A 19,329-nucleotide genomic window follows, 5' to 3' on the forward strand; every position below is an offset into this window, starting at 1 on the left:
GGCCGTTGATCAGCCCGGACAGCTCCCGTTCACCGAGCCGTCCGCCGGGGCTTCTCCCGCGGCCGCTCAGTGGTCGCAGGCCCAGGGGGCCGCGGCGATCGCAGCGCCCGCCTGCTCGCGCAGGGTGCGCACCGCCGCGGCCGGGTCCACGGCCCCGTAGACCGCGCTGCCGGCCACGAAGACGTCGGCGCCGGCCTCCGCGCACCGCTCGATGGTGGTGGCCGAGACCCCGCCGTCGACCTGGAGCCACAGCTCCAGCCCGTGCTTGCTGATCAGCTCGCGGGTGCGGCGGATCTTGGGGAGCATCACGTCCAGGAACGGCTGGCCGCCGAAGCCCGGCTCCACCGTCATGATCAGCAGCATGTCCAGCTCGGGGAGGATGTCCTCGAACTGCTCGATCGGCGTCGCCGGCTTGAGGGCCATCGAGGCGCGGGCGCCCTTGGCCCGGATCTCCCGGGCCAGCCGCACCGGCGCGGCGGCCGCCTCCGCGTGGAAGGTGACCGATCCGGCGCCGGCCTCCACGTACTGCGGGGCCCAGCGGTCCGGGTCCTCGATCATCAGATGCAGGTCCAGCGGGGTGTCCGTGGCCCGGCTCAGCGACTCGACGACGGGCACGCCGAGGGTCAGGTTCGGGACGAAGTGGTTGTCCATGACGTCGACGTGCAGCCAGTCGGCGCCCTCCACGGCCTTCGCCTCCTCGGCGAGTCGGGAGAAGTCCGCGGACAGGATGCTGGGATTGATCTGAACGGCCATGCCCCCAAGCGTGCCATGCCCGTTGCGGCTTCCGGCCCCGGCCCCTCGCTTCCGGGGGGCCGGACCGGTACCGGATTCGCTACGCCGTCCGCCGCAGCAGCGCCAGGTACATCGCGTCGGTGCCGTGCAGGTGCGGCCACAGCTGGACGTCCGGCCCGTCGCCGAGGCCCGGTACGCCCTCCATCAGCGGGCGGGCGTCGATCCACTCGGCCGCGACCGGGCGGGCGCCGCCGCGTCCCTTGAGGACGTCCTCGACGACCACCCGGGTCTCGGCCAGGTGCGGGGAGCAGGTGGCGTAGCCGACCACGCCGCCGACGCGGACCGCGGACAGCGCCTCGCGCAGCAGGCCGCGCTGGAGCGGCGCGAAGCCGTCCATGTCCTCGGGGCGGCGCCGCCAGCGGGCCTCAGGACGGCGGCGCAGCGCGCCCAGCCCCGAACAGGGCACGTCCATGAGGACGCGGTCGAAGGAGCCGGGCCGCCACGGCGGGCGGGTGCCGTCGGCGGCGATCACCTGGTACGGGCCGGGGTTCCCGGCGAGGGCGCGCTCGACCAGGCGGGCCCGGTGCGGCTGCTTCTCGGAGGCGAGCAGGGCGGCCCCGCGCCCGGCGGCGAGCGCGGCGAGCAGGGCTGCCTTGCCGCCGGGGCCGGCGCAGCCGTCGAGCCAGCGCTCGTCGCGGCCTTCCAGCGGGGCGTTGGCCAGGGCCATGGCGACCAGCTGGCTGCCTTCGTCCTGGACGCCGGCGCGGCCCTCGCGGACGGCATCGATGGCGCCGGGCTCGCCGCCCTCGGCGAGCCGCACCGCGTACGGGGACCAGCGGCCGGGCAGCGCCGAGTCCTCGCCGACGGCGGTCAGCAGCTCCTCGCGGGTGGCCCGGCCGGGACGGGCGACCAGGGTGACCTCGGGCCGCTCGTTGTCGGCTTCGAGGAGGTCCTCGATGCCGGCGCGGCCGCCGCCGAGGGCGTCCCAGAGGGCGGAGACCACCCAGCGCGGGTGCGAGTGGACGACGGCGAGGTGGTCCTCGGCGTCCTTCTCGTACGGCGGGGCGACCTGCTCCAGCCAGCCGTCGAGGTCGTGGGCGGCGATCCGGCGCAGCACGGCGTTGACGAACTTGGCCCGGCCGTCGCCGAGCACCACGCGGGCCAGCTCCACGCTCGCGGAGACCGCGGCGTGGGTGGGGATGCGGGTGCCGAGCAGCTGGTGGGCGCCGAGCGAGAGGACGTCGAGGACCGGCGGGTCGACCTCGCGCAGCGGCCGGTCGATGCAGGCGGCGATGACCGCGTCGTACGTGCCCTGGCGGCGCAGGGTGCCGTAGACCAGCTCGGTGGCGAGGGCCGCGTCCCGGGCCTCGAACCGGCCGCCCTTGGCCGCCGCGTCCTCCCGCGCCTTGCGCAGCAGCGGGGGCAGCACGAGGTTCGCGTACGCGTCCCGCTCGTCCACCGCCCGCAGGGCCTCGAAGGCGAGGATCCGCACGGGGTCCTTCTGGGGGCGGCGGTACGGCTTGCCCTGCTTGGCGGCGGGACGGCGACGAGGCTGTTCGGTCACGTGGAAGGTGCTCCGCAGAAAAGTGGTGAGAAGAGAAGAAGAGAGGGCCGGTCCGGCCCTTCTCAGCGTACGTCGGCTCAGCCGAGGCGCTCGCCCGGGGCGATGCGGACGCCGCGGGCCCAGTCGGCGCCCTTCATGGGCTTCTTGCCCTGCGGCTGCACCCACAGCAGCTCGACGGCGTGCGAGCCGGTGCCGACGTGGACGCTGTTCTTGGCGGGGGCCAGGTCGCCGGGCGCCAGGTCGGTGCGCTCGGGGGCCAGGCCGAGCTGGATCAGCTTGAGGCGCTCGCCGCGGAACACGGTCCAGGCGCCGGGGGCCGGGGTGCAGCCGCGGACCACGCGGTCGGCGCGCAGTGCCGGGGCGGTCCAGTCCACGCAGGCGTCGTCGACGGTGATCTTGGGGGCCATGGTGACGCCGTCGGCGGGCTGCGGCTCGGCGCGCAGGGTGCCGTCCTCGATGCCGTCCATGGTGGCGGCGAGCAGCCCGGCGCCCGCGAACGCGAGCCGGGTGAGGAGGTCGCCGCTGGTGTCGGTGGGCCGGACCTGCTCGGTGAGCACGCCGAACACCGGTCCGGTGTCGAGGCCTTCCTCGATCCGGAAGGTGGAGGCGCCGGTCATCTCGTCGCCCGCCATCACGGCGTGCTGGACGGGCGCGGCCCCGCGCCAGGCGGGCAGCAGGGAGAAGTGCAGGTTGACCCAGCCGTGCGCGGGGATGTCGAGCGCGGCCTTGGGCAGCAGCGCGCCGTACGCGACGACCGGGCAGCAGTCTGGGGCGATCTCGGCGAGCCGGGCGAGGAACTCCGGGTCGCGCGGCCGGGCGGGCTTGAGGACCTCGATGCCGGCTTCGGCGGCGCGCTCGGCGACGGGGCTGGCGACCAGCCGGCGGCCGCGGCCCGCGGGGGCGTCGGGGCGGGTGACCACGGCGGCGACCTCGTGCCTGCCGGAGGCGATCAGGGCGTCCAGGGCGGGGACAGCCACCTCGGGGGTGCCTGCGAAGACGAGCTTCACGGGTGGGTTACCTCACTATCTCGGGCGGCCGCGGTAAGCAGCCTCCCAGTCTAGGGGGTGTTGCGAAGGTCCTGTGCGGTGCCCGCGGTGTCCGGTGCGTGCTCTCGGCGTGCCGGGCGAAGGCCCTCGTACTGGGCGTACTCGGGGCTTCGGCCGGTGCGGCGAGAGTGCGTGCCGGGCGCCGTGGGCGCCGTGCAGGACTTTCGCAACACCCCCTGGGGGCCATGCGGTCTCCGCTCACCCGGGGGGCGTACGGGGTTGCGTGCGCTCCTCGCATATGCCGGTACGCCCCCGGGGCGTGACCACTCGCCGGATCGAGCGTTGGTCAAGAGAGATTGACCGAATCGGGCCGCATTTGCGCCGCGGCCCGTCCGTTTCGACGCCGGTTCGAGAGGCTTGTAAATGGCCGACCACGCCACCCACGACGCCCAAGCGCGGGCCAGCCTGCATCTACTGGTGCGGGACATCGAGCGGGTCCGCCGGCAGGTGGATGCGCTGAGGACGCTCACCGCCCAGCTCGGCAACGTGTACCGCCCACGCCGCTCCGGCCCGTCCACGGGCTTCGTCGTCTACGGCCGGGCGCCCGCGCCCACCGTCCGTCTCGCCCAGGAACTGCGCGACAGCGTCGAGACGCTGGTGACCGCCGCCGTGGACTTCGACCGGTCGCTCGGCTTCTCCTGGGACGCGGTGGGTTCCGCCCTCGGCGTGACCAAGCAGGCCGTGCACCGGCGGTACGGGGCCCGGCGGGCCGGGGCCGCGGGCGCCGCGACGGCAGAGGTGGAGCCGCCGGCGGAGGGCACGACGACCCGGACCATCGGGATGCCGTCGGTGCCGGCGGCGCGTGCGATGCCGCCGCAGCCGACCTCGGGCAGCCAGACGCTGCGCGAGGAGGCCGCGGCCGCCCGCACCGGCGCGTTCCCGGGCCCCCGCACGGGCTGACCCCGTCCCCGCCGGGACGGGCCCCCGACACTGCCCTGCAGGGCCTTCCCCTCCCTGCAGGGCAGTTCCGCGTCCGGCCACCGGTGCGCGCCGCGCCGGGCGGCTGCCGAGGCCGGGTGTCAGCCGATGTCGAGCGGGTCGATCCGCACCCGCAGCGGTTCGGCCGGACCGCGGGCCAGCCGGGCCGCCTGGGCCGTCTTGAGGGCCGCGGCCAGGGCCGCGCCGCTGCCGGGCGGGACCCGGATCAGCGCGCGCTCTCCCGCGTCCGGTGCGCCCCGCCGGGCGGGCAGCGGCACCGGGCCCAGCACCTCGGCGTCCTCGGGCAGCCGGACGGAGGCCAGGAAGGCGGCGAGCGGTTCGGCCGCGCCGGCCACCGAGGCCATCCGGGACACCGGCGGGAAGCCCAGTTCGGCCCGCTCGGCCAGCTCGCGCAGGGCGTGCCCGACCGGGTCCCAGCGCACCAGCGCCTGCACCGGCCGCAGGGTGGCTTCGGCCACGATCACCACGGTGCCGCCCGCGTCCTGCCCCCGGACCAGCGAGGCCGCGCCGATCCAGCGGCGCAGCGCCTCCTCGGCGGCCCGCAGGTCGGGCCGGCCCAGCATGGCCCAGCCGTCGAGCAGCAGCGCGGCCGCGTACCCGGCGCCCTCGGCGACCGGTTCGGCGCCCGGGGTGCTGACCACCAGGGCCGGCCGGTCCGGCACGGTGTCGAGGACGTGGTCGCGGCCCGAGGTCCGCACCGGCACCGCGGGGAACGCCCGGCCCAGTTCCTCGGCGGTTCGCCGGGCGCCCACCACCTGGGCGCGCAGCCTCACCGACCCGCAGGTCTCGCAGTGCCAGGAGGCTTCCGGCCGCCCGCACCAGCCGCAGTGCAGCTCCCGTTCGTCGGGGGCCTCCAGCGGGCCGGCGCAGTGCCGGCAGCGGGCGGGGGTGCGGCAGCGCTCGCAGGCCAGCCGGGGCACGTACCCCCGCCGCGGCACCTGGACCAGCACCGGCCCGGTCTTCAGGCCCTCGCGCACGGCTTCCCAGGCGAGGCTGGGCAGCCGGGCGGCACGGGCGGCCTCGTCCCGGCCGAGGTCGTCGTCGCCGACGGTCCGGATCCGCGGGGCGGCGGCCCGTACCTGCGTGCGGTCGGCGGCGAGCGGCCGTGCCCAGCCGGACTCGACCAGCTGGGCCGCCTCCACGGTGCAGGAGGTGGAGCCGAGGAGGAAGGCGCACCCGTCGTGGGCGGCCCGCAGTTCGAGCACCTCGCGCACGTGCGGGAACGGTGCGTTGTCGTCGCCGTGGCTGGAGTCCCCGTCGTCCCAGATCGCCACCAGTCCCAGGTCGCGTACGGGGGCGAACATGGCGGCGCGGGTGCCGATGACGGCCCGGACCGAGCCGCGGTGCACGGACAGCCACTGCCGGTACCGGGCCTCGGGCCCGGAGCCGGCGGTGAGGACGGCGTGCCGGCCGGCGCCGAGCACCTCGGTGAGTGCGGCGTCCAGGCGGGCGGTGGTCCGCCCGTCGGGCAGCACGGCCAGCGCGCCCCGCCCGGAGGCCAGGGTGGCGGCCACGGCCCGGGCCAGTTCCCCGGCCCAGTCCGGCCCGGGCAGTGCGGTCCACACCGCCCGCGGGTTGGCGCCGGCCGCCAGGGCGTGCAGGAACGCGGGCCCGGAGCCGTACCGCTGCCAGCTGCCGGGGGCGGGTGCGGGCGGCGGCGGCAGCGGCGCCGGGGACGGCTTGGCCTCGGCGCGGGCGTTGCGGGGCGGCACGGCGAGCTGGAGCACGTCGGCGAGGCTGCCCGCGTACCGGTCGGCGACGGCGCGGGTGAGGGCCAGCATCCGGGGGGTGAGCACCGGCTCGGGGGACACGACGTGCGCGAGCGCGGCGAGCGGCCCGGTGTAGTCGGTCTCGGCGCGGCGCTCGACGATGAAGCCGTCGATCAGGCCGCCGCCCTCGCGGCGGCCCTCGCGGACGTGGTGGGCGCCGGCCCCGAACCGGACCCGGACCCGGACGCCGGGCTGCGCGGCCTCGTCGAGGTCGGCGGGCACGGCGTAGTCCCACAGCTGGTCGAGGTGGAGCACGCCCTTGTTGACGAGGATGCGGGCGACCGGCAGCTCCTTGGCGAGCGCGGCGCCGCGCCAGGTCCGCGGCTTGGCCTTGGGGACGGCCTTCGCCTTGCGGACGGTCTCCCGGATGAGCGCGAGCTGTTCGGGCGGGCCCCCCGGGCCGTGCTCCCCGGGGCGCTGTGCGGACTCGTTCGCGCTGCTCACCCCGCATTCTTACCAAACGGCACCGACAACGCCGTACGGCCCCGGACCAGTGGTCCGGGGCCGTACGGGGTGGTTGCCGGGAAGCCGGTGCGGCTTACAGGCCGGCGGCGGCGCGCAGGGCGTCGACGCGGTCGGTGCGCTCCCAGGTGAAGTCCGGCAGCTCGCGGCCGAAGTGGCCGTAGGCGGCGGTCTGGGCGTAGATCGGACGCAGCAGGTCCAGGTCGCGGATGATCGCGGCCGGGCGGAGGTCGAAGACCTCGGCGATGGCCTGCTCGATCTTCGCGGTGTCGATCTTGGCGGTGCCGAAGGTCTCGACGAAGAGGCCGACCGGCTCGGCCTTGCCGATGGCGTACGCGACCTGCACCTCGCAGCGGCCGGCGAGACCGGCGGCGACGACGTTCTTGGCCACCCAGCGCATGGCGTACGCGGCGGAGCGGTCGACCTTCGACGGGTCCTTGCCGGAGAAGGCGCCGCCGCCGTGGCGAGCCATGCCGCCGTAGGTGTCGATGATGATCTTGCGGCCGGTGAGGCCGGCGTCGCCCATCGGGCCGCCGATCTCGAAGCGGCCGGTCGGGTTCACCAGCAGGCGGTAGCCCTCGGTCTCCAGCTTGATGCCGTCCTCGACGAGCTGCTTGAGCACGTGCTCGACGACGAACTCGCGGATGTCGGGGGCGAGCAGCGAGTCCAGGTCGATGTCGGACGCGTGCTGCGAGGAGACGACGACCGTGTCGAGGCGGACCGGCTTGTCGCCGTCGTACTCGATGGTGACCTGGGTCTTGCCGTCGGGGCGCAGGTACGGGATGGTCCCGTTCTTGCGGACCTCGGCGAGCCGGCGCGAGAGGCGGTGGGCCACCTCGATCGGCAGCGGCATGAAGTTCGGGGTCTCGTCGGTCGCGTAGCCGAACATGAGGCCCTGGTCGCCGGCGCCCTGCTTGTCGAGTTCGTCGTCGTCGCCCTCGACCCGCTTCTCGTACGCGGTGTCGACACCCTGGGCGATGTCCGGGGACTGCGCGCCGATGGACTCGGAAACGCCGCAGGAGGCGCCGTCGAAGCCCTTCTTCGAGGAGTCGTAGCCGATCTCCAGGATCTTCTCGCGGACCAGGGAGGCGATCGGCGCGTAGGCCTTCGTCGTCACCTCGCCCGCGATGTGCACGAGACCCGTGGTGATGAGGGTCTCCACGGCGACGCGGGAGGTCGGGTCCTCGCGCAGGAGCGCGTCGAGGATCGTGTCGCTGATCTGGTCAGCGATCTTGTCGGGGTGGCCCTCGGTCACGGACTCCGAGGTGAACAGGCGGCGGGACACATCGCTCCCTGGGGTTGCAGCGGCTGCTGGCTGATCATTTGACGGCACCGTACCGGAGGCTGCTCCCGGCTTGGTCCCACGTTCAGTTTATCGGTCACTGCCGTGCTGCAGACCACGTGTCTCGCCCAGTGGGAGGCCTGTGACCTGCGGCACTTCATTCTTGCCTACGCCCGATGCGGCGAACAAGGTCCGCCGGGCAGGGCGCGCCGCGCGGCCGGAGCCACGCGGCGACTTGGCCAACTGCCTGTTCGAATCAGGCAAGTCGGGGTGCTACGAGGTCCCAGAGGAGGTCGGCGAGGTCTTCCTTGGGGCCGTGCGGCACAGACACCTCGGCACCATCGGAACCAAGGATCACCGCTTCGTTCTCCTCGGATCCGAAGGTCTTGGTTTCGCCCACCTCGTTGACGACCAGGAGGTCGCAGCCCTTGCGGCGGAGCTTGGCCCGGCCGTTGGCGAGGACGTCGTCGGTCTCGGCGGCGAAGCCGACGACGAGCAGGCCGGGCCGGGCCCGGTCGGCCGACACCTCGGCCAGGATGTCCGGATTCCGCACCAGCGCGACCGGTGCGGGCTCCTGCCCGTCCTTCTTCTTGATCTTCCCGGAGGCGTACTCGGCGGGCCGGAAGTCCGCGACGGCGGCGGCCATCACCACGGCGTCGGCGTCCGCGGCGGCTTTGAGCACGGCCTCCCGCATCTGCACGGCGGTGCCCACGCGGACCACGTCGGCGCCGGCCGGGTCGGGCAGCGCGGTGTTGGCCGAGACCAGGGTCACCCGGGCGCCGCGGGCCACGGCCGTACGGGCCAGCGCGTAGCCCTGCTTGCCGGAGGAGCGGTTGCCGAGGAAGCGGACCGGGTCCAGGGGTTCGCGGGTGCCGCCGGCGCTGATCACCACGTGCCGGCCGGCCAGGTCGCGGCCGGACTGCGGGCCGCGGGCCAGCACCCGGCGGCAGACCTCGAAGATCTCCTCCGGGTCGGGCAGCCGGCCCTTGCCGGTGTCCACGCCGGTGAGCCTGCCGACGGCGGGCTCGATGACGACCGCGCCGCGGCGGCGCAGGGTGGCCACGTTCTCCTGGGTGGCCGGGTGCTCCCACATCTCCGTGTGCATGGCCGGGGCGAAGACCACCGGACAGCGGGCGGTGAGGAGGGTGTTGGTCAGCAGGTCGTCGGCGAGCCCGTGGGCGGCCTTCGCCAGCATGTCGGCGGTGGCGGGGGCGACCACGACCAGGTCGGCCGCCTGCCCGATCCGCACGTGCGGCACCTCGTGCACGGTCTCCCACACCTCGGTGGCGGCCGGGTGGCCGGACAGCGCCGACCAGGTCGCCTCGCCGACGAAGTGGAGGGCGGAGGCGGTGGGCACCACCCGGACGTCGTGTCCCGACTCAGTCAGCCGCCGCAGCAGCTCACAGGCCTTGTACGCGGCGATCCCGCCGCTGACGCCCAGCACGACCTTCGGCTTGTCCACTGCTTCTCCCGGACTCGACTCATGCCTGTGACACACCACAGGCCCGGCAGTGTCGCTGCCGGGCCTGTGGTGAAAAAGGAATCTCTGCTCGCCTGCCGGCCTTACTGGGCCGGGGCCTCGATGGCCTCGGAGGTCAGCAGACCCGCGTTGATCTCGCGCAGCGCGATCGACAGCGGCTTCTCGTGGACGTGGGTGTCCACGAGCGGGCCGACGTACTCCAGCAGCCCCTCACCGAGCTGCGAGTAGTACGCGTTGATCTGACGCGCCCGCTTGGCCGCGTAGATCACGAGGCTGTACTTCGAGTCCGTGGCCTCAAGCAGCTCGTCGATCGGCGGGTTGATGATGCCCTCGGGCGCGGTGATGGAAGAGGACACGCTCTACCTTCCGAAGATGGGTAAAAGATCAGACAACTTCCATCAAGGCTAGCAGCTCACGCGCCACGTCCTCGACGGAGGTGTTGACCAGGGTGGTGTCGAACTCGGATTCGGCGGCGAGTTCGATCTTGGCGGCCGCCAGCCGGCGCTCGATGACCTCGGGCGCCTCGGTGCCGCGGCCGGTGAGGCGGCGGACCAGCTCGTCCCAGCTCGGCGGGGCGAGGAAGACCAGCTGCGCCTCCGGCATGGACTCCCGGACCAGGCGGGCGCCCTGGAGATCGATCTCCAGGAGCACCGGCTCGCCGTTGTCCAGGCGTTCCAGGACGGCGCTCCGGGGGGTGCCGTAGCGGTTGCCAGCGAACTCGGCCCACTCCAGCAGCTCGCCGTTGGCGATCAGCTTGTCGAACTCGTCGTCGTTGACGAAGAAGTAGTGGACTCCGTGTCGCTCACCGGGCCGCGGCTTGCGGGTGGTGGCCGACACCGAGAGCCACACCTCGGGGTGAACCTTGCGCATATGCGCGACGACCGTGCTCTTGCCCACCCCGGAGGGGCCGGAGAGCACGGTCAGCCGCGGACGAACCTCTGCTGCCATGAAGCGATTATCCCGGTTCTCGGGACTGCCCGAGAACACCGGACCGGCTTCGGGCGGCGCGTCAGGCGCCGCCACCGCCGAACTCGCGCTCCAGAGAGGCGATCTGGTTGGAACCGAGACCCCGGACACGGCGGGACTCGGAGATGCCGAGACGTTCCATGATCTGCTTGGCGCGGACCTTGCCCACGCCCGGCAGGGACTCCAGGAGCGCGGAGACCTTCATCTTGCCGATGACGTCGTTCTCCTGCCCCTGCTTGATGACCTCGTGCAGGGAGGCGCCGGAGTGCTTGAGTCGATTCTTCACCTCGGCCCGCTCCCGGCGAGCCGCGGCGGCCTTTTCGAGCGCGGCTGCGCGCTGTTCAGGGGTAAGGGGCGGAAGAGCCACGCCTACGTCACCTCGGATGTCGAACTGTCGGATGTGGACCGGTGGGGTCCTTCGCCGCACCTGTCGGCACGTTCGGGCACCACACCGGGCGAGCGAAGAACAGCGGATGCGTCGTTCGCTCTGGGTCGGAGACTAGCGGCCAAGGCCGCTCCAGTCAGCGAGAACGGACGAAAAGTCCTGGTCAGCCTCCACTGAACCGTACATCACAGACAAAACACCACGGTTTTTTGACGGGAATTCGTCATGCGGGACGCAGGGCGGCACCCGTGGTGTCCACCACGTGGGCAATCCGACGCGCCGAACGGGCATTGCGCAGGTCGCCGGGGTGCCGGCCGGGGCCGCTGAGGTGATCGACCTCACACCTGCGGCCCCGGCGCCGGCTCCGTCAGGCGCCGGCCTCCTGCGCCGCGCGGATCTCGTCGGCGAACCGGGCCGCGGCGGAGCGCAGCGCCTCCGGGTCGGGTCCGTGGCGCAGGACGCCCCGGGAGACGTTGGGGACCACGTTGCGGACCGCGGCGCCGAACACCGCGGGCAGGTCCGCGGCGGTGGCGCCCTGGGCGCCGATGCCGGGGGCGAGCAGCGGGCCGTTGATGTCCAGGTCGAAGGAGGACAGGTCGCCGAGGGTGGCGCCGACCACCGCGCCGAAGGAGCCCATGGGCTCGGCGCCGGCGTTCTCCGCGGCCAGGTGCGCCAGCATGGTCGCGCCGATCGTCCGGCCGTCCTCGCGGACCGCGCGCTGGACCTCGGCCCCCTCCGGGTTGGAGGTCAGGGCCAGCACGAACAGGCCGGCGCCGGATTCCCGGGCCAGGTCGACGGCCGGCTTCAGCGAGCCGTAGCCCAGGTACGGGGAGACCGTCAGCGCGTCGGAGAAGAGGGGCGAGTCCGGGCGCAGGAAGGCTTCCGCGTAGGCGGCCATGGTGGAGCCGATGTCGCCGCGCTTGGCGTCCATGAGGACCAGCGTGCCGGCGGCCCGGGCGTCGGCCACGGTCCGCTCCAGCACGGCGACGCCCTTCGAGCCGAACCGCTCGAAGAAGGCGGCCTGCGGCTTGAAGACGGCGACCTGGCCGGCGAGTGCCTCGACGACGGTGCGGGAGAACCGCTCCAGCCCGGCGATGTCGTCGTTCAGGCCCCAGGAGGACAGCAGGGCCGCGTGCGGGTCGATGCCGACGCACAGCGGGCCGCGCTCGTCCATGGCGGTGCGGAGGCGGGCTCCGAAGGAGGGGGTCACAGGCCGGCCTTTCGGGTTTCGGCGCCGACGGCCTCGGCGAGGGTGGCGTACGGGCTGGCGGCCAGGCGGGCGGCCAGGCCCTTGTGGATGGCGCGGGCGTAGCACGGGCCCTCGTAGATGAAGGCGCTGTAGCCCTGGACGAGGGTGGCGCCGGCCAGGATGCGCTGCCAGGCGTCCTCCGCGGTCTCGATGCCGCCGACACCGACCAGGGTGATCCGGTCGCCCACGCGCGCGTACAGGCGGCGCAGGACCTCCAGCGAGCGCTCCTTGACCGGGGCGCCGGACAGCCCGCCGGTCTCCTTGACGAGGGCGGGGTCGGACATCAGGCCGAGGCCGTCGCGGGCGATGGTGGTGTTGGTGGCGATGATGCCGTCCAGGCCCAGTTCGAGGGCGAGGTCGGCGACGGCGTCCACGTCCTCGTCGGCGAGGTCGGGGGCGATCTTCACCAGGAGCGGGACCCGGCGGTCGGTGACCGTGCGGTCGGCGGCCTCCCGGACGGCGGTCAGCAGCGGTCGCAGGGACTCGGTGGCCTGGAGGTTGCGCAGCCCGGGGGTGTTCGGGGAGGAGACGTTGACGACCAGGTAGTCGGCGTGGCGGGCGAGGCGCTCGGTGGAGGTGACGTAGTCGCCGACGGCCTCCTCCTCGGGGACCACCTTGGTCTTGCCGATGTTGACGCCGACGACGGTCTTGAAGACGGGCACCCGACGGGCGAGCCGCTCGGCGACCGCCGCCGAGCCCTCGTTGTTGAAGCCCATGCGGTTGATCAGCGCGCGGTCGGGCACCAGCCGGAACAGTCGCTTCTTGGGGTTGCCGGGCTGCGCCTGGGCGGTGACGGTGCCGATCTCGACGTGGTCGAAGCCGAGCATCGCCATGCCGTCGATCCCTGCGGCGTTCTTGTCGAAGCCGGCGGCGAGGCCGAACGGGCCGTGCATCCGCAGGCCCAGGGCCTCGGTGCGCAGTTCCTTGTGGCGGGGCGCGAGGGCGGCGGCCGCGAACGTGCGCACGACCGGGGTGCGGGCGGCAAGCCGGATCCACCGGAAGGCCATGTGGTGGGCCTCTTCGGGGTCCATCCGCTTGAAGACCAGGTTGAAGAAGAACTTGTACATCGTCCGAAATATCCCTTGTGCGGTCATGAAGAGGGGGACACCCGTTGTCACCGGTGTCCCCCTGCTTCGGACGGGCTCTTAGTCGCGGGCCGCGATCAGCTGCTTCGCGTGCTCCTGGAGCGAGCGGACGCCCACGTCGCCGTGGTTGAGCGCGTCGATGCCCTGGACGGCGGCGGCGAGCGCCTGGACCGTGGTGAGGCACGGGACGCTGCGCGCCACTGCTGCCGTACGGATCTCGTAGCCGTCGAGGCGGCCGCCGGTGCCGTACGGGGTGTTGACGATCAGGTCGACCTGGCCGTCGTGGATGAGCTGGACGATGGTCTTCTCGCCGTCCGGGCCCTCGCCCTCGGACTGCTTGCGCACGACCGTGGCGTTGATGCCGTTGCGCTTGAGGACCTCGGCGGTGCCGGAGGTGGCCATCAGCTCGAAGCCGTGGGCGACCAGCTCGCGGGCCGGGAAGATCATCGAGCGCTTGTCGCGGTTGGCGACGGAGATGAACGCGCGGCCCTTGGTGGGCAGCGGGCCGTAGGCGCCGGCCTGCGACTTGGCGTACGCCGTGCCGAAGACCGAGTCGATGCCCATGACCTCGCCGGTGGAGCGCATCTCCGGGCCGAGGACGGTGTCCACGCCGCGGCCCTGGATGTCGCGGAAGCGGCTCCACGGCATCACGGCCTCCTTGACGGAGATCGGCGCGTCGAGCGGCAGGGTGCCGCCGTCGCCGTTCTTCGGCAGCAGGCCCTCGGCGCGCAGCTCGGCGATGGTGGCGCCGAGCCCGATGCGGGCGGCGGCCTTCGCGAGCGGGACCGCGGTGGCCTTCGAGGTGAAGGGCACGGTCCGGGAGGCGCGCGGGTTGGCCTCCAGCACGTAGAGGATGTCGCCGGCCATGGCGAACTGGATGTTGATCAGGCCGCGCACGCCGACGCCCTTGGCGATGGCCTCGGTGGAGGCGCGCAGCCGCTTGATGTCGTGGCCGCCGAGGGTGATCGGGGGCAGGGCGCAGGCCGAGTCGCCGGAGTGGATGCCGGCTTCCTCGATGTGCTCCATGACGCCGCCGAGGTAGAGCTCGTGGCCGTCGTAGAGGGCGTCGACGTCGATCTCGATCGCGTCGTCGAGGAAGCGGTCGACCAGCACCGGGCGGGTCGGGGAGATCTCGGTGGACTCGGCGATGTACGACTCCAGCCGGGTCTCGTCGTAGACGATCTCCATGCCGCGGCCGCCGAGCACGTACGAGGGGCGCACGAGGACCGGGTAGCCGATCTCGTCGGCAATGGCCTTCGCACCCGCGAACGTGGTGGCGGTGCCGTGCTTGGGGGCCGGCAGGCCGGCCTCGGCGAGCACCCGGCCGAAGGCGCCGCGGTCCTCGGCGGCGTGGATGGCCTCGGGCGAGGTGCCGACGACCGGGACGCCGTTGTCCTTGAGGGCCTGGGCGAGGCCCAGCGGGGTCTGGCCGCCGAGCTGGACGACCACGCCGGCGATCGGGCCCGCGAGGGACTCGGCGTGCACGATCTCCAGCACGTCCTCGAGCGTGAGCGGCTCGAAGTACAGGCGGTCGGAGGTGTCGTAGTCCGTCGAGACGGTCTCCGGGTTGCAGTTGACCATCACGGTCTCGTAGCCGGCCTCGCTGAGCGCGAAGGAGGCGTGGACGCAGGAGTAGTCGAACTCGATGCCCTGGCCGATGCGGTTCGGGCCGGAGCCCAGGATGATCACGGCCGGCTTCTCGCGCGCGGCGACCTCGGTCTCCTCGTCGTACGAGGAGTAGAAGTACGGGGTCTTGGCGGCGAACTCGGCGGCGCAGGTGTCCACGGTCTTGTAGACCGGGCGGACGCCGAGGGCGTGCCGGACCTCGCGGACGACGTCCTCGCGCAGGCCGCGGATCTCCGCGATCTGGGCGTCGGAGAAGCCGTGCCGCTTGGCCTCGGCGAGCAGGCCGGGCTCCAGCTTCTCGGCGCCGGCCAGCTCGTCGGCGATCTCCTTGATCAGGAAGAGCTGGTCGACGAACCAGGGGTCGATCTTCGTGGCGTCGAACACCTCCTCCTGGGTGGCACCGGCGCGGATGGCCTGCATGACGGTGTTGATGCGGCCGTCAGTCGGGCGGACCGCGAGGCGCAGCAGTTCGTCCTTGTCGCCCGGCTCGCCGGTGAAGGCGAACTGCGAGCCCTTCTTCTCCAGCGAGCGCAGGGCCTTCTGGAGGGCCTCGGTGAAGTTGCGGCCGATGGCCATGGCCTCGCCCACCGACTTCATGGTGGTGGTGAGGGTGGAGTCGGCGAGCGGGAACTTCTCGAAGGCGAAGCGGGGGGCCTTGACGACGACGTAGTCGAGGGTCGGCTCGAAGGAGGCCGGCGTCTTCTCGGTGATGTCGTTGGGGACCTCGTCCAGCGTGTAGCCGATGGCCAGCTTGGCGGCGATCTTGGCGATCGGGAAGCCGGTGGCCTTGGAGGCGAGCGCGGAGGACCGCGAGACGCGCGGGTTCATCTCGATGACGATGACGCGGCCGTCGTCCGGGTTGATCGCGAACTGGATGTTGCAGCCGCCGGTGTCGACGCCGACCTCGCGGATGATCGCGATGCCGATGTCGCGCAGCCGCTGGTACTCGCGGTCGGTGAGGGTCATCGCCGGGGCGACGGTGATGGAGTCGCCGGTGTGGACGCCCATCGGGTCGAAGTTCTCGATGGAGCAGACGACCACGACGTTGTCGGCCTTGTCGCGCATCAGCTCCAGCTCGTACTCCTTCCAGCCGAGGATGGACTCCTCCAGGAGCACCTCGGTGGTCGGGGAGAGCGTCAGGCCCTGGCCGGCGATGCGGCGCAGCTCGTCCTCGTTGTGGGCGAAGCCGGAGCCGGCGCCGCCCATGGTGAAGGAGGGGCGGACGACGACGGGGTAGCCGCCGAGGGTGTCGACGCCCTTGAGAACGTCGTCCATGGAGTGGCAGATGACCGAGCGGGCGGACTCGCCGTGGCCGATCTTGCGGCGGACCTCCTCCACGACCTCCTTGAAGAGGTCGCGGTCCTCGCCCTTGTTGATCGCCTCGACGTTCGCGCCGATCAGCTCGACGCCGTACTTCTCCAGGACGCCCTGGTCGTGCATGGAGATGGCGGTGTTGAGCGCGGTCTGGCCGCCGAGGGTGGGCAGCAGCGCGTCGGGGCGCTCCTTGGCGATGATCTTCTCGACGAACTCGGGGGTGATCGGCTCGACGTACGTGGCGTCGGCGATCTCCGGGTCGGTCATGATCGTCGCGGGGTTGGAGTTCACCAGGATGACCCGCAGGCCCTCGGCCTTGAGGATGCGGCAGGCCTGGGTGCCGGAGTAGTCGAACTCGGCGGCCTGGCCGATGACGATCGGGCCGGAGCCGATGACCAGGACGGACTGGATATCGGTGCGCTTAGGCACGATCGGCCTCCATCAGGGAAACGAAGCGGTCGAAGAGGTACGCGGCGTCGTGCGGGCCCGCGGCGGCCTCCGGGTGGTACTGGACGCTGAAGGCGGGCTGGTCGAGCAGCTGGAGGCCTTCCACCACGTTGTCGTTGAGGCAGACGTGGGAGACCTCGGCGCGGCCGTAGGGGGTCTCGGAGACCTTGTCCAGCGGAGCGTCGACGGCGAAGCCGTGGTTGTGCGCGGTGACCTCGACCTTGCCGGTCGTGCGGTCCTGCACGGGCTGGTTGATGCCGCGGTGGCCGTACTTCAGCTTGTACGTGCCGAAGCCGAGCGCGCGGCCGAGGATCTGGTTGCCGAAGCAGATGCCGAAGAGCGGGGTCTTGCGCTCCAGGACGCCCTGCATGACGGCGACCGGGTGGTCGGCGGTGGACGGGTCGCCGGGGCCGTTCGAGAAGAACACGCCGTCCGGGGAGACCGCGTAGACGTCCTCGACGGTGGCGGTGGCCGGCAGGACGTGCACCTCGATGCCGCGCTCGGCCATCCGGTGCGGGGTCATGCCCTTGATGCCGAGGTCGACCGCGGCGACGGTGAACTTCTTCTCGCCGATCGCGGGGACGACGTACGGCTCCTTGGTGGCGACCTCTGCGGACAGGTCGGCGCCCTTCATCTGCGGGCTGGCCTGCACCTTGGCGAGCAGGGTCTCCTCGCGGACGCCGGTCCACACGTCGCCGGAGAAGATGCCGACGCGCATGGCGCCGCGCTCACGCAGGTGGCGGGTGAGCGCGCGGGTGTCGATGCCGGAGATGCCGACGACGCCCTGGGCGGCGAGCTCCTCGTCGAGCGAGCGCCGAGAGCGCCAGTTCGACGGGATGCGGGCGGGGTCGCGGACGACGTAGCCGCTCACCCAGATGCGGGAGGACTCGGGGTCCTCGTCGTTGACGCCGGTGTTGCCCACGTGCGGGGCGGTCATCACGACGACCTGGCGGTGGTACGACGGGTCGGTGAGGGTCTCCTGGTAGCCGGTCATGCCGGTGGAGAACACGGCCTCGCCGAAGGTCTCCCCCACGGCCCCGTAGGCGCGTCCGCGGAAGATGCGCCCGTCCTCCAGGACGAGTACGGCGGGAGCTTGCGCTCCCCTGGTGGAGGTCGTCATCGTTCGGCGCCTTCCGTCGTGGTGGTTTGGTTCATGAGAGTGAGGGCTTCGACCCAGGCGGCGTGCTCGGCCGCGCGGTCGGAGCGGAATCCGGAGTCGATCAGCTTGTCGCCGTGCGCCCAGGTGACGACGAGAAGACCGCCCTCGGTGAGCACCTTGCCCGCGATTCCCTTGTCGAGGCGGGCGCCACGCAGCTGCGCGGCCGGTACGAAGAAGTCGGTGGCCCCCGGTCGGACCACGTCGAGGCCCGCGTCGGTGAGCGTGAGCTCGACCCGGCTGCGGACGCCGAGGCCGTGCGCCACGATCCGGTCGAGCCACTGCCCGGCCGTCGTGGACCCGTGGTACCGGCCGGTGAGGGCCAGCCGGTGCTCGGGGAGTCCGTCGGGCGCGACGGGCAGCTCGGGCAGGTCGACCTGGAGGGCGCCCCGCCACTTCCAGCCCTGCCGCATCAGCCAGTAGACGAAGGCGATGAAGAGGACCAGGCCGATCACCCACGCGATCCGCGGGCCCCAGTCGGTCACCTCCGCCGAGCGCCGTTCGGCGGCCTGTGCGGCCAGATGGATTGCTGCTGGTGTCACGCGAGTTTCCCGTCCACGACCGTTGCCCGGCCCCGCAGGAAGGTGTGAGTGACGCGACCCGGCAGCTCACGGCCCTCGTAGGGCGTGTTGCGGCTGCGGGAGGCGAAATGTGCGGGGTCCACGACACCACGGTACGAGGTGTCGACCAGCGTGAGGTTCGCGGGTTCACCTGCCGAGACGGGGCGTCCGTGGTGGTCGAGGCTGCCGATGCGGGCCGGCGCGGAGGACATCCGGTCCGCGACGCCGGCCCAGTCGAGCAGGCCGGTCTCGACCATCGTCTGCTGGACCACGGACAGCGCGGTCTCCAGGCCGACCATGCCCATGGCGGCCGCGGCCCACTCGCAGTCCTTGTCCTCGTGCGGGTGCGGGGCGTGGTCGGTGGCGACGATGTCGATCGTGCCGTCGGCCAGGGCCTCGCGCAGCGCCATGACGTCGCGCTCGGTGCGCAGCGGCGGGTTGACCTTGTAGACGGGGTTGTAGCTGCGGACCATCTCGTCGGTGAGGAGGAGGTGGTGCGGGGTGACCTCGGCGGTCACGTCGATGCCGCGGGACTTGGCCCAGCGGACGATCTCGACGGAGCCGGCGGTCGAGAGGTGGCAGATGTGCACGCGGGAGCCGACGTGCTCGGCGAGGAGCACGTCGCGGGCGATGATCGACTCCTCGGCGACGGCGGGCCAGCCGCCGAGGCCCAGCTCGGCGGAGACGATGCCCTCGTTCATCTGGGCGCCCTCGGTGAGGCGGGGCTCCTGGGCGTGCTGGGCGACGACGCCGCCGAAGGCCTTCACGTACTCCAGGGCGCGGCGCATGATCACGGCGTCGTCGACGCACTTGCCGTCGTCGGAGAAGACCTTCACCTGGGCGGCGGACTCGTGCATGGCGCCGAGCTCGGCCAGCTGCTTGCCCTCCAGGCCGACGGTGACGGCGCCGATCGGCTGCACGTCGCAGTAGCCGTGCTCCCGGCCGAGGCGGTAGACCTGCTCGACCACGCCGGCGGTGTCGGCGACCGGGAAGGTGTTGGCCATGGCGAAGACGGCGGTGTAGCCGCCGGTGGCCGCGGCGCGGGTGCCGGTGAGGACGGTCTCGGAGTCCTCGCGGCCCGGCTCGCGCAGGTGGGTGTGGAGGTCCACCAGGCCGGGCAGCAGGACCTGGCCGGCCGCCTCGATCACCTGGGCGCCGTCGGCCGGCAGGCCGGTGCCGACGGCCGCGATGGTCTCGCCGTCGATCAGGACGTCCTGGGGCTCGCCGCCGAGGATCTTCGCACCGCGGATCAGGATCTTGCTCATGG

Annotated in this window: 16 protein-coding genes; 1 reads left to right on the top strand and 15 read right to left on the bottom strand. The window is 72.8% G+C overall.

Features of this window, described 5'->3' with window-relative positions; genetic code table 11:
• Nucleotides 1–66 precede the first annotated feature (66 nt).
• The 3 genes from rpe to fmt form a co-directional block, all read right to left on the bottom strand.
• Complete coding sequence (gene rpe, locus LG634_RS10660; protein ID WP_226733459.1) at nt 67–753, bottom strand: ribulose-phosphate 3-epimerase; 687 nt, start codon at nt 751–753, stop codon at nt 67–69.
• A gap of 79 nt (nt 754–832) precedes the next feature.
• Nucleotides 833–2,296: an RsmB/NOP family class I SAM-dependent RNA methyltransferase gene (locus LG634_RS10665; RefSeq protein WP_226733460.1), complete on the bottom strand. Its 1,464-nt coding sequence runs from the start codon at nt 2,294–2,296 to the stop codon at nt 833–835.
• Between the two features lie 77 nt (nt 2,297–2,373).
• On the bottom strand, nt 2,374–3,303 hold the full coding sequence (gene fmt, locus LG634_RS10670; RefSeq protein ID WP_226733461.1) for a methionyl-tRNA formyltransferase: 930 nt from the start codon (nt 3,301–3,303) through the stop codon (nt 2,374–2,376).
• 402 nt (nt 3,304–3,705) lie between these two features.
• Between fmt and LG634_RS10675 the strand changes: the two genes are divergently transcribed.
• Nucleotides 3,706–4,242 (top strand): hypothetical protein, encoded by a 537-nt coding sequence (locus LG634_RS10675; protein WP_226733462.1) that lies wholly within the window; start codon nt 3,706–3,708, stop codon nt 4,240–4,242.
• 119 nt (nt 4,243–4,361) lie between these two features.
• Here the strand turns inward: LG634_RS10675 and LG634_RS10680 are convergent, their stop codons facing one another.
• The 12 genes from LG634_RS10680 to LG634_RS10735 all read right to left on the bottom strand — a co-directional run bounded on the left by LG634_RS10680 (nt 4,362) and on the right by LG634_RS10735 (nt 19,327).
• On the bottom strand, nt 4,362–6,494 hold the full coding sequence (locus LG634_RS10680; RefSeq protein WP_226733463.1) for a primosomal protein N': 2,133 nt from the start codon (nt 6,492–6,494) through the stop codon (nt 4,362–4,364).
• A gap of 94 nt (nt 6,495–6,588) precedes the next feature.
• Entirely contained in the window at nt 6,589–7,797 is a 1,209-nt protein-coding gene (metK, locus tag LG634_RS10685; protein ID WP_226733464.1) for a methionine adenosyltransferase, read from the bottom strand.
• A 253-nt stretch (nt 7,798–8,050) separates the two neighbouring features.
• A complete protein-coding gene (coaBC, locus tag LG634_RS10690; protein ID WP_226733465.1) occupies nt 8,051–9,256 on the bottom strand; it encodes a bifunctional phosphopantothenoylcysteine decarboxylase/phosphopantothenate--cysteine ligase CoaBC in 1,206 nt (401 codons plus the stop codon).
• Nucleotides 9,257–9,357: 101 nt separating this feature from the next.
• Nucleotides 9,358–9,630 carry a DNA-directed RNA polymerase subunit omega gene (gene rpoZ / locus LG634_RS10695; RefSeq protein WP_004948662.1) on the bottom strand — a complete coding sequence of 91 codons (273 nt, stop codon included), beginning with the start codon at nt 9,628–9,630 and terminating at the stop codon, nt 9,358–9,360.
• Between the two features lie 28 nt (nt 9,631–9,658).
• Complete coding sequence (gene gmk, locus LG634_RS10700; RefSeq protein ID WP_226733466.1) at nt 9,659–10,222, bottom strand: guanylate kinase; 564 nt, start codon at nt 10,220–10,222, stop codon at nt 9,659–9,661.
• 61 nt (nt 10,223–10,283) lie between these two features.
• Nucleotides 10,284–10,607, bottom strand: a complete 324-nt coding sequence (locus tag LG634_RS10705) for an integration host factor, actinobacterial type (RefSeq protein ID WP_226733467.1) — start codon at nt 10,605–10,607, stop codon at nt 10,284–10,286.
• Nucleotides 10,608–10,992: 385 nt separating this feature from the next.
• Nucleotides 10,993–11,835 (bottom strand): orotidine-5'-phosphate decarboxylase, encoded by an 843-nt coding sequence (gene pyrF, locus LG634_RS10710; RefSeq protein ID WP_226733468.1) that lies wholly within the window; start codon nt 11,833–11,835, stop codon nt 10,993–10,995.
• Entirely contained in the window at nt 11,832–12,941 is a 1,110-nt protein-coding gene (locus LG634_RS10715) for a quinone-dependent dihydroorotate dehydrogenase (protein ID WP_226733469.1), read from the bottom strand. The genes pyrF and LG634_RS10715 overlap by 4 nt, the downstream gene beginning before the upstream one ends.
• Before the next feature lie 78 nt (nt 12,942–13,019).
• Nucleotides 13,020–16,328 (bottom strand): carbamoyl-phosphate synthase large subunit, encoded by a 3,309-nt coding sequence (gene carB, locus LG634_RS10720; RefSeq protein WP_226733470.1) that lies wholly within the window; start codon nt 16,326–16,328, stop codon nt 13,020–13,022.
• Nucleotides 16,321–17,466: a glutamine-hydrolyzing carbamoyl-phosphate synthase small subunit gene (gene carA, locus LG634_RS10725; protein ID WP_226733471.1), complete on the bottom strand. Its 1,146-nt coding sequence runs from the start codon at nt 17,464–17,466 to the stop codon at nt 16,321–16,323. Before carA ends, carB begins: the two co-directional genes overlap by 8 nt.
• Nucleotides 17,463–18,044, bottom strand: coding sequence for a PH-like domain-containing protein (locus LG634_RS10730; protein ID WP_226733472.1), 582 nt, complete (start codon nt 18,042–18,044; stop codon nt 17,463–17,465). The genes carA and LG634_RS10730 overlap by 4 nt, the downstream gene beginning before the upstream one ends.
• Nucleotides 18,041–19,327 (bottom strand): dihydroorotase, encoded by a 1,287-nt coding sequence (locus LG634_RS10735; protein ID WP_226733473.1) that lies wholly within the window; start codon nt 19,325–19,327, stop codon nt 18,041–18,043. Before LG634_RS10735 ends, LG634_RS10730 begins: the two co-directional genes overlap by 4 nt.
• Nucleotides 19,328–19,329: the final 2 nt, after the last annotated feature.

Source organism: Streptomyces bambusae, assembly GCF_020532645.1.
In the GTDB taxonomy this organism is placed as follows: Bacteria; Actinomycetota; Actinomycetes; order Streptomycetales; family Streptomycetaceae; genus Streptomyces; species Streptomyces bambusae.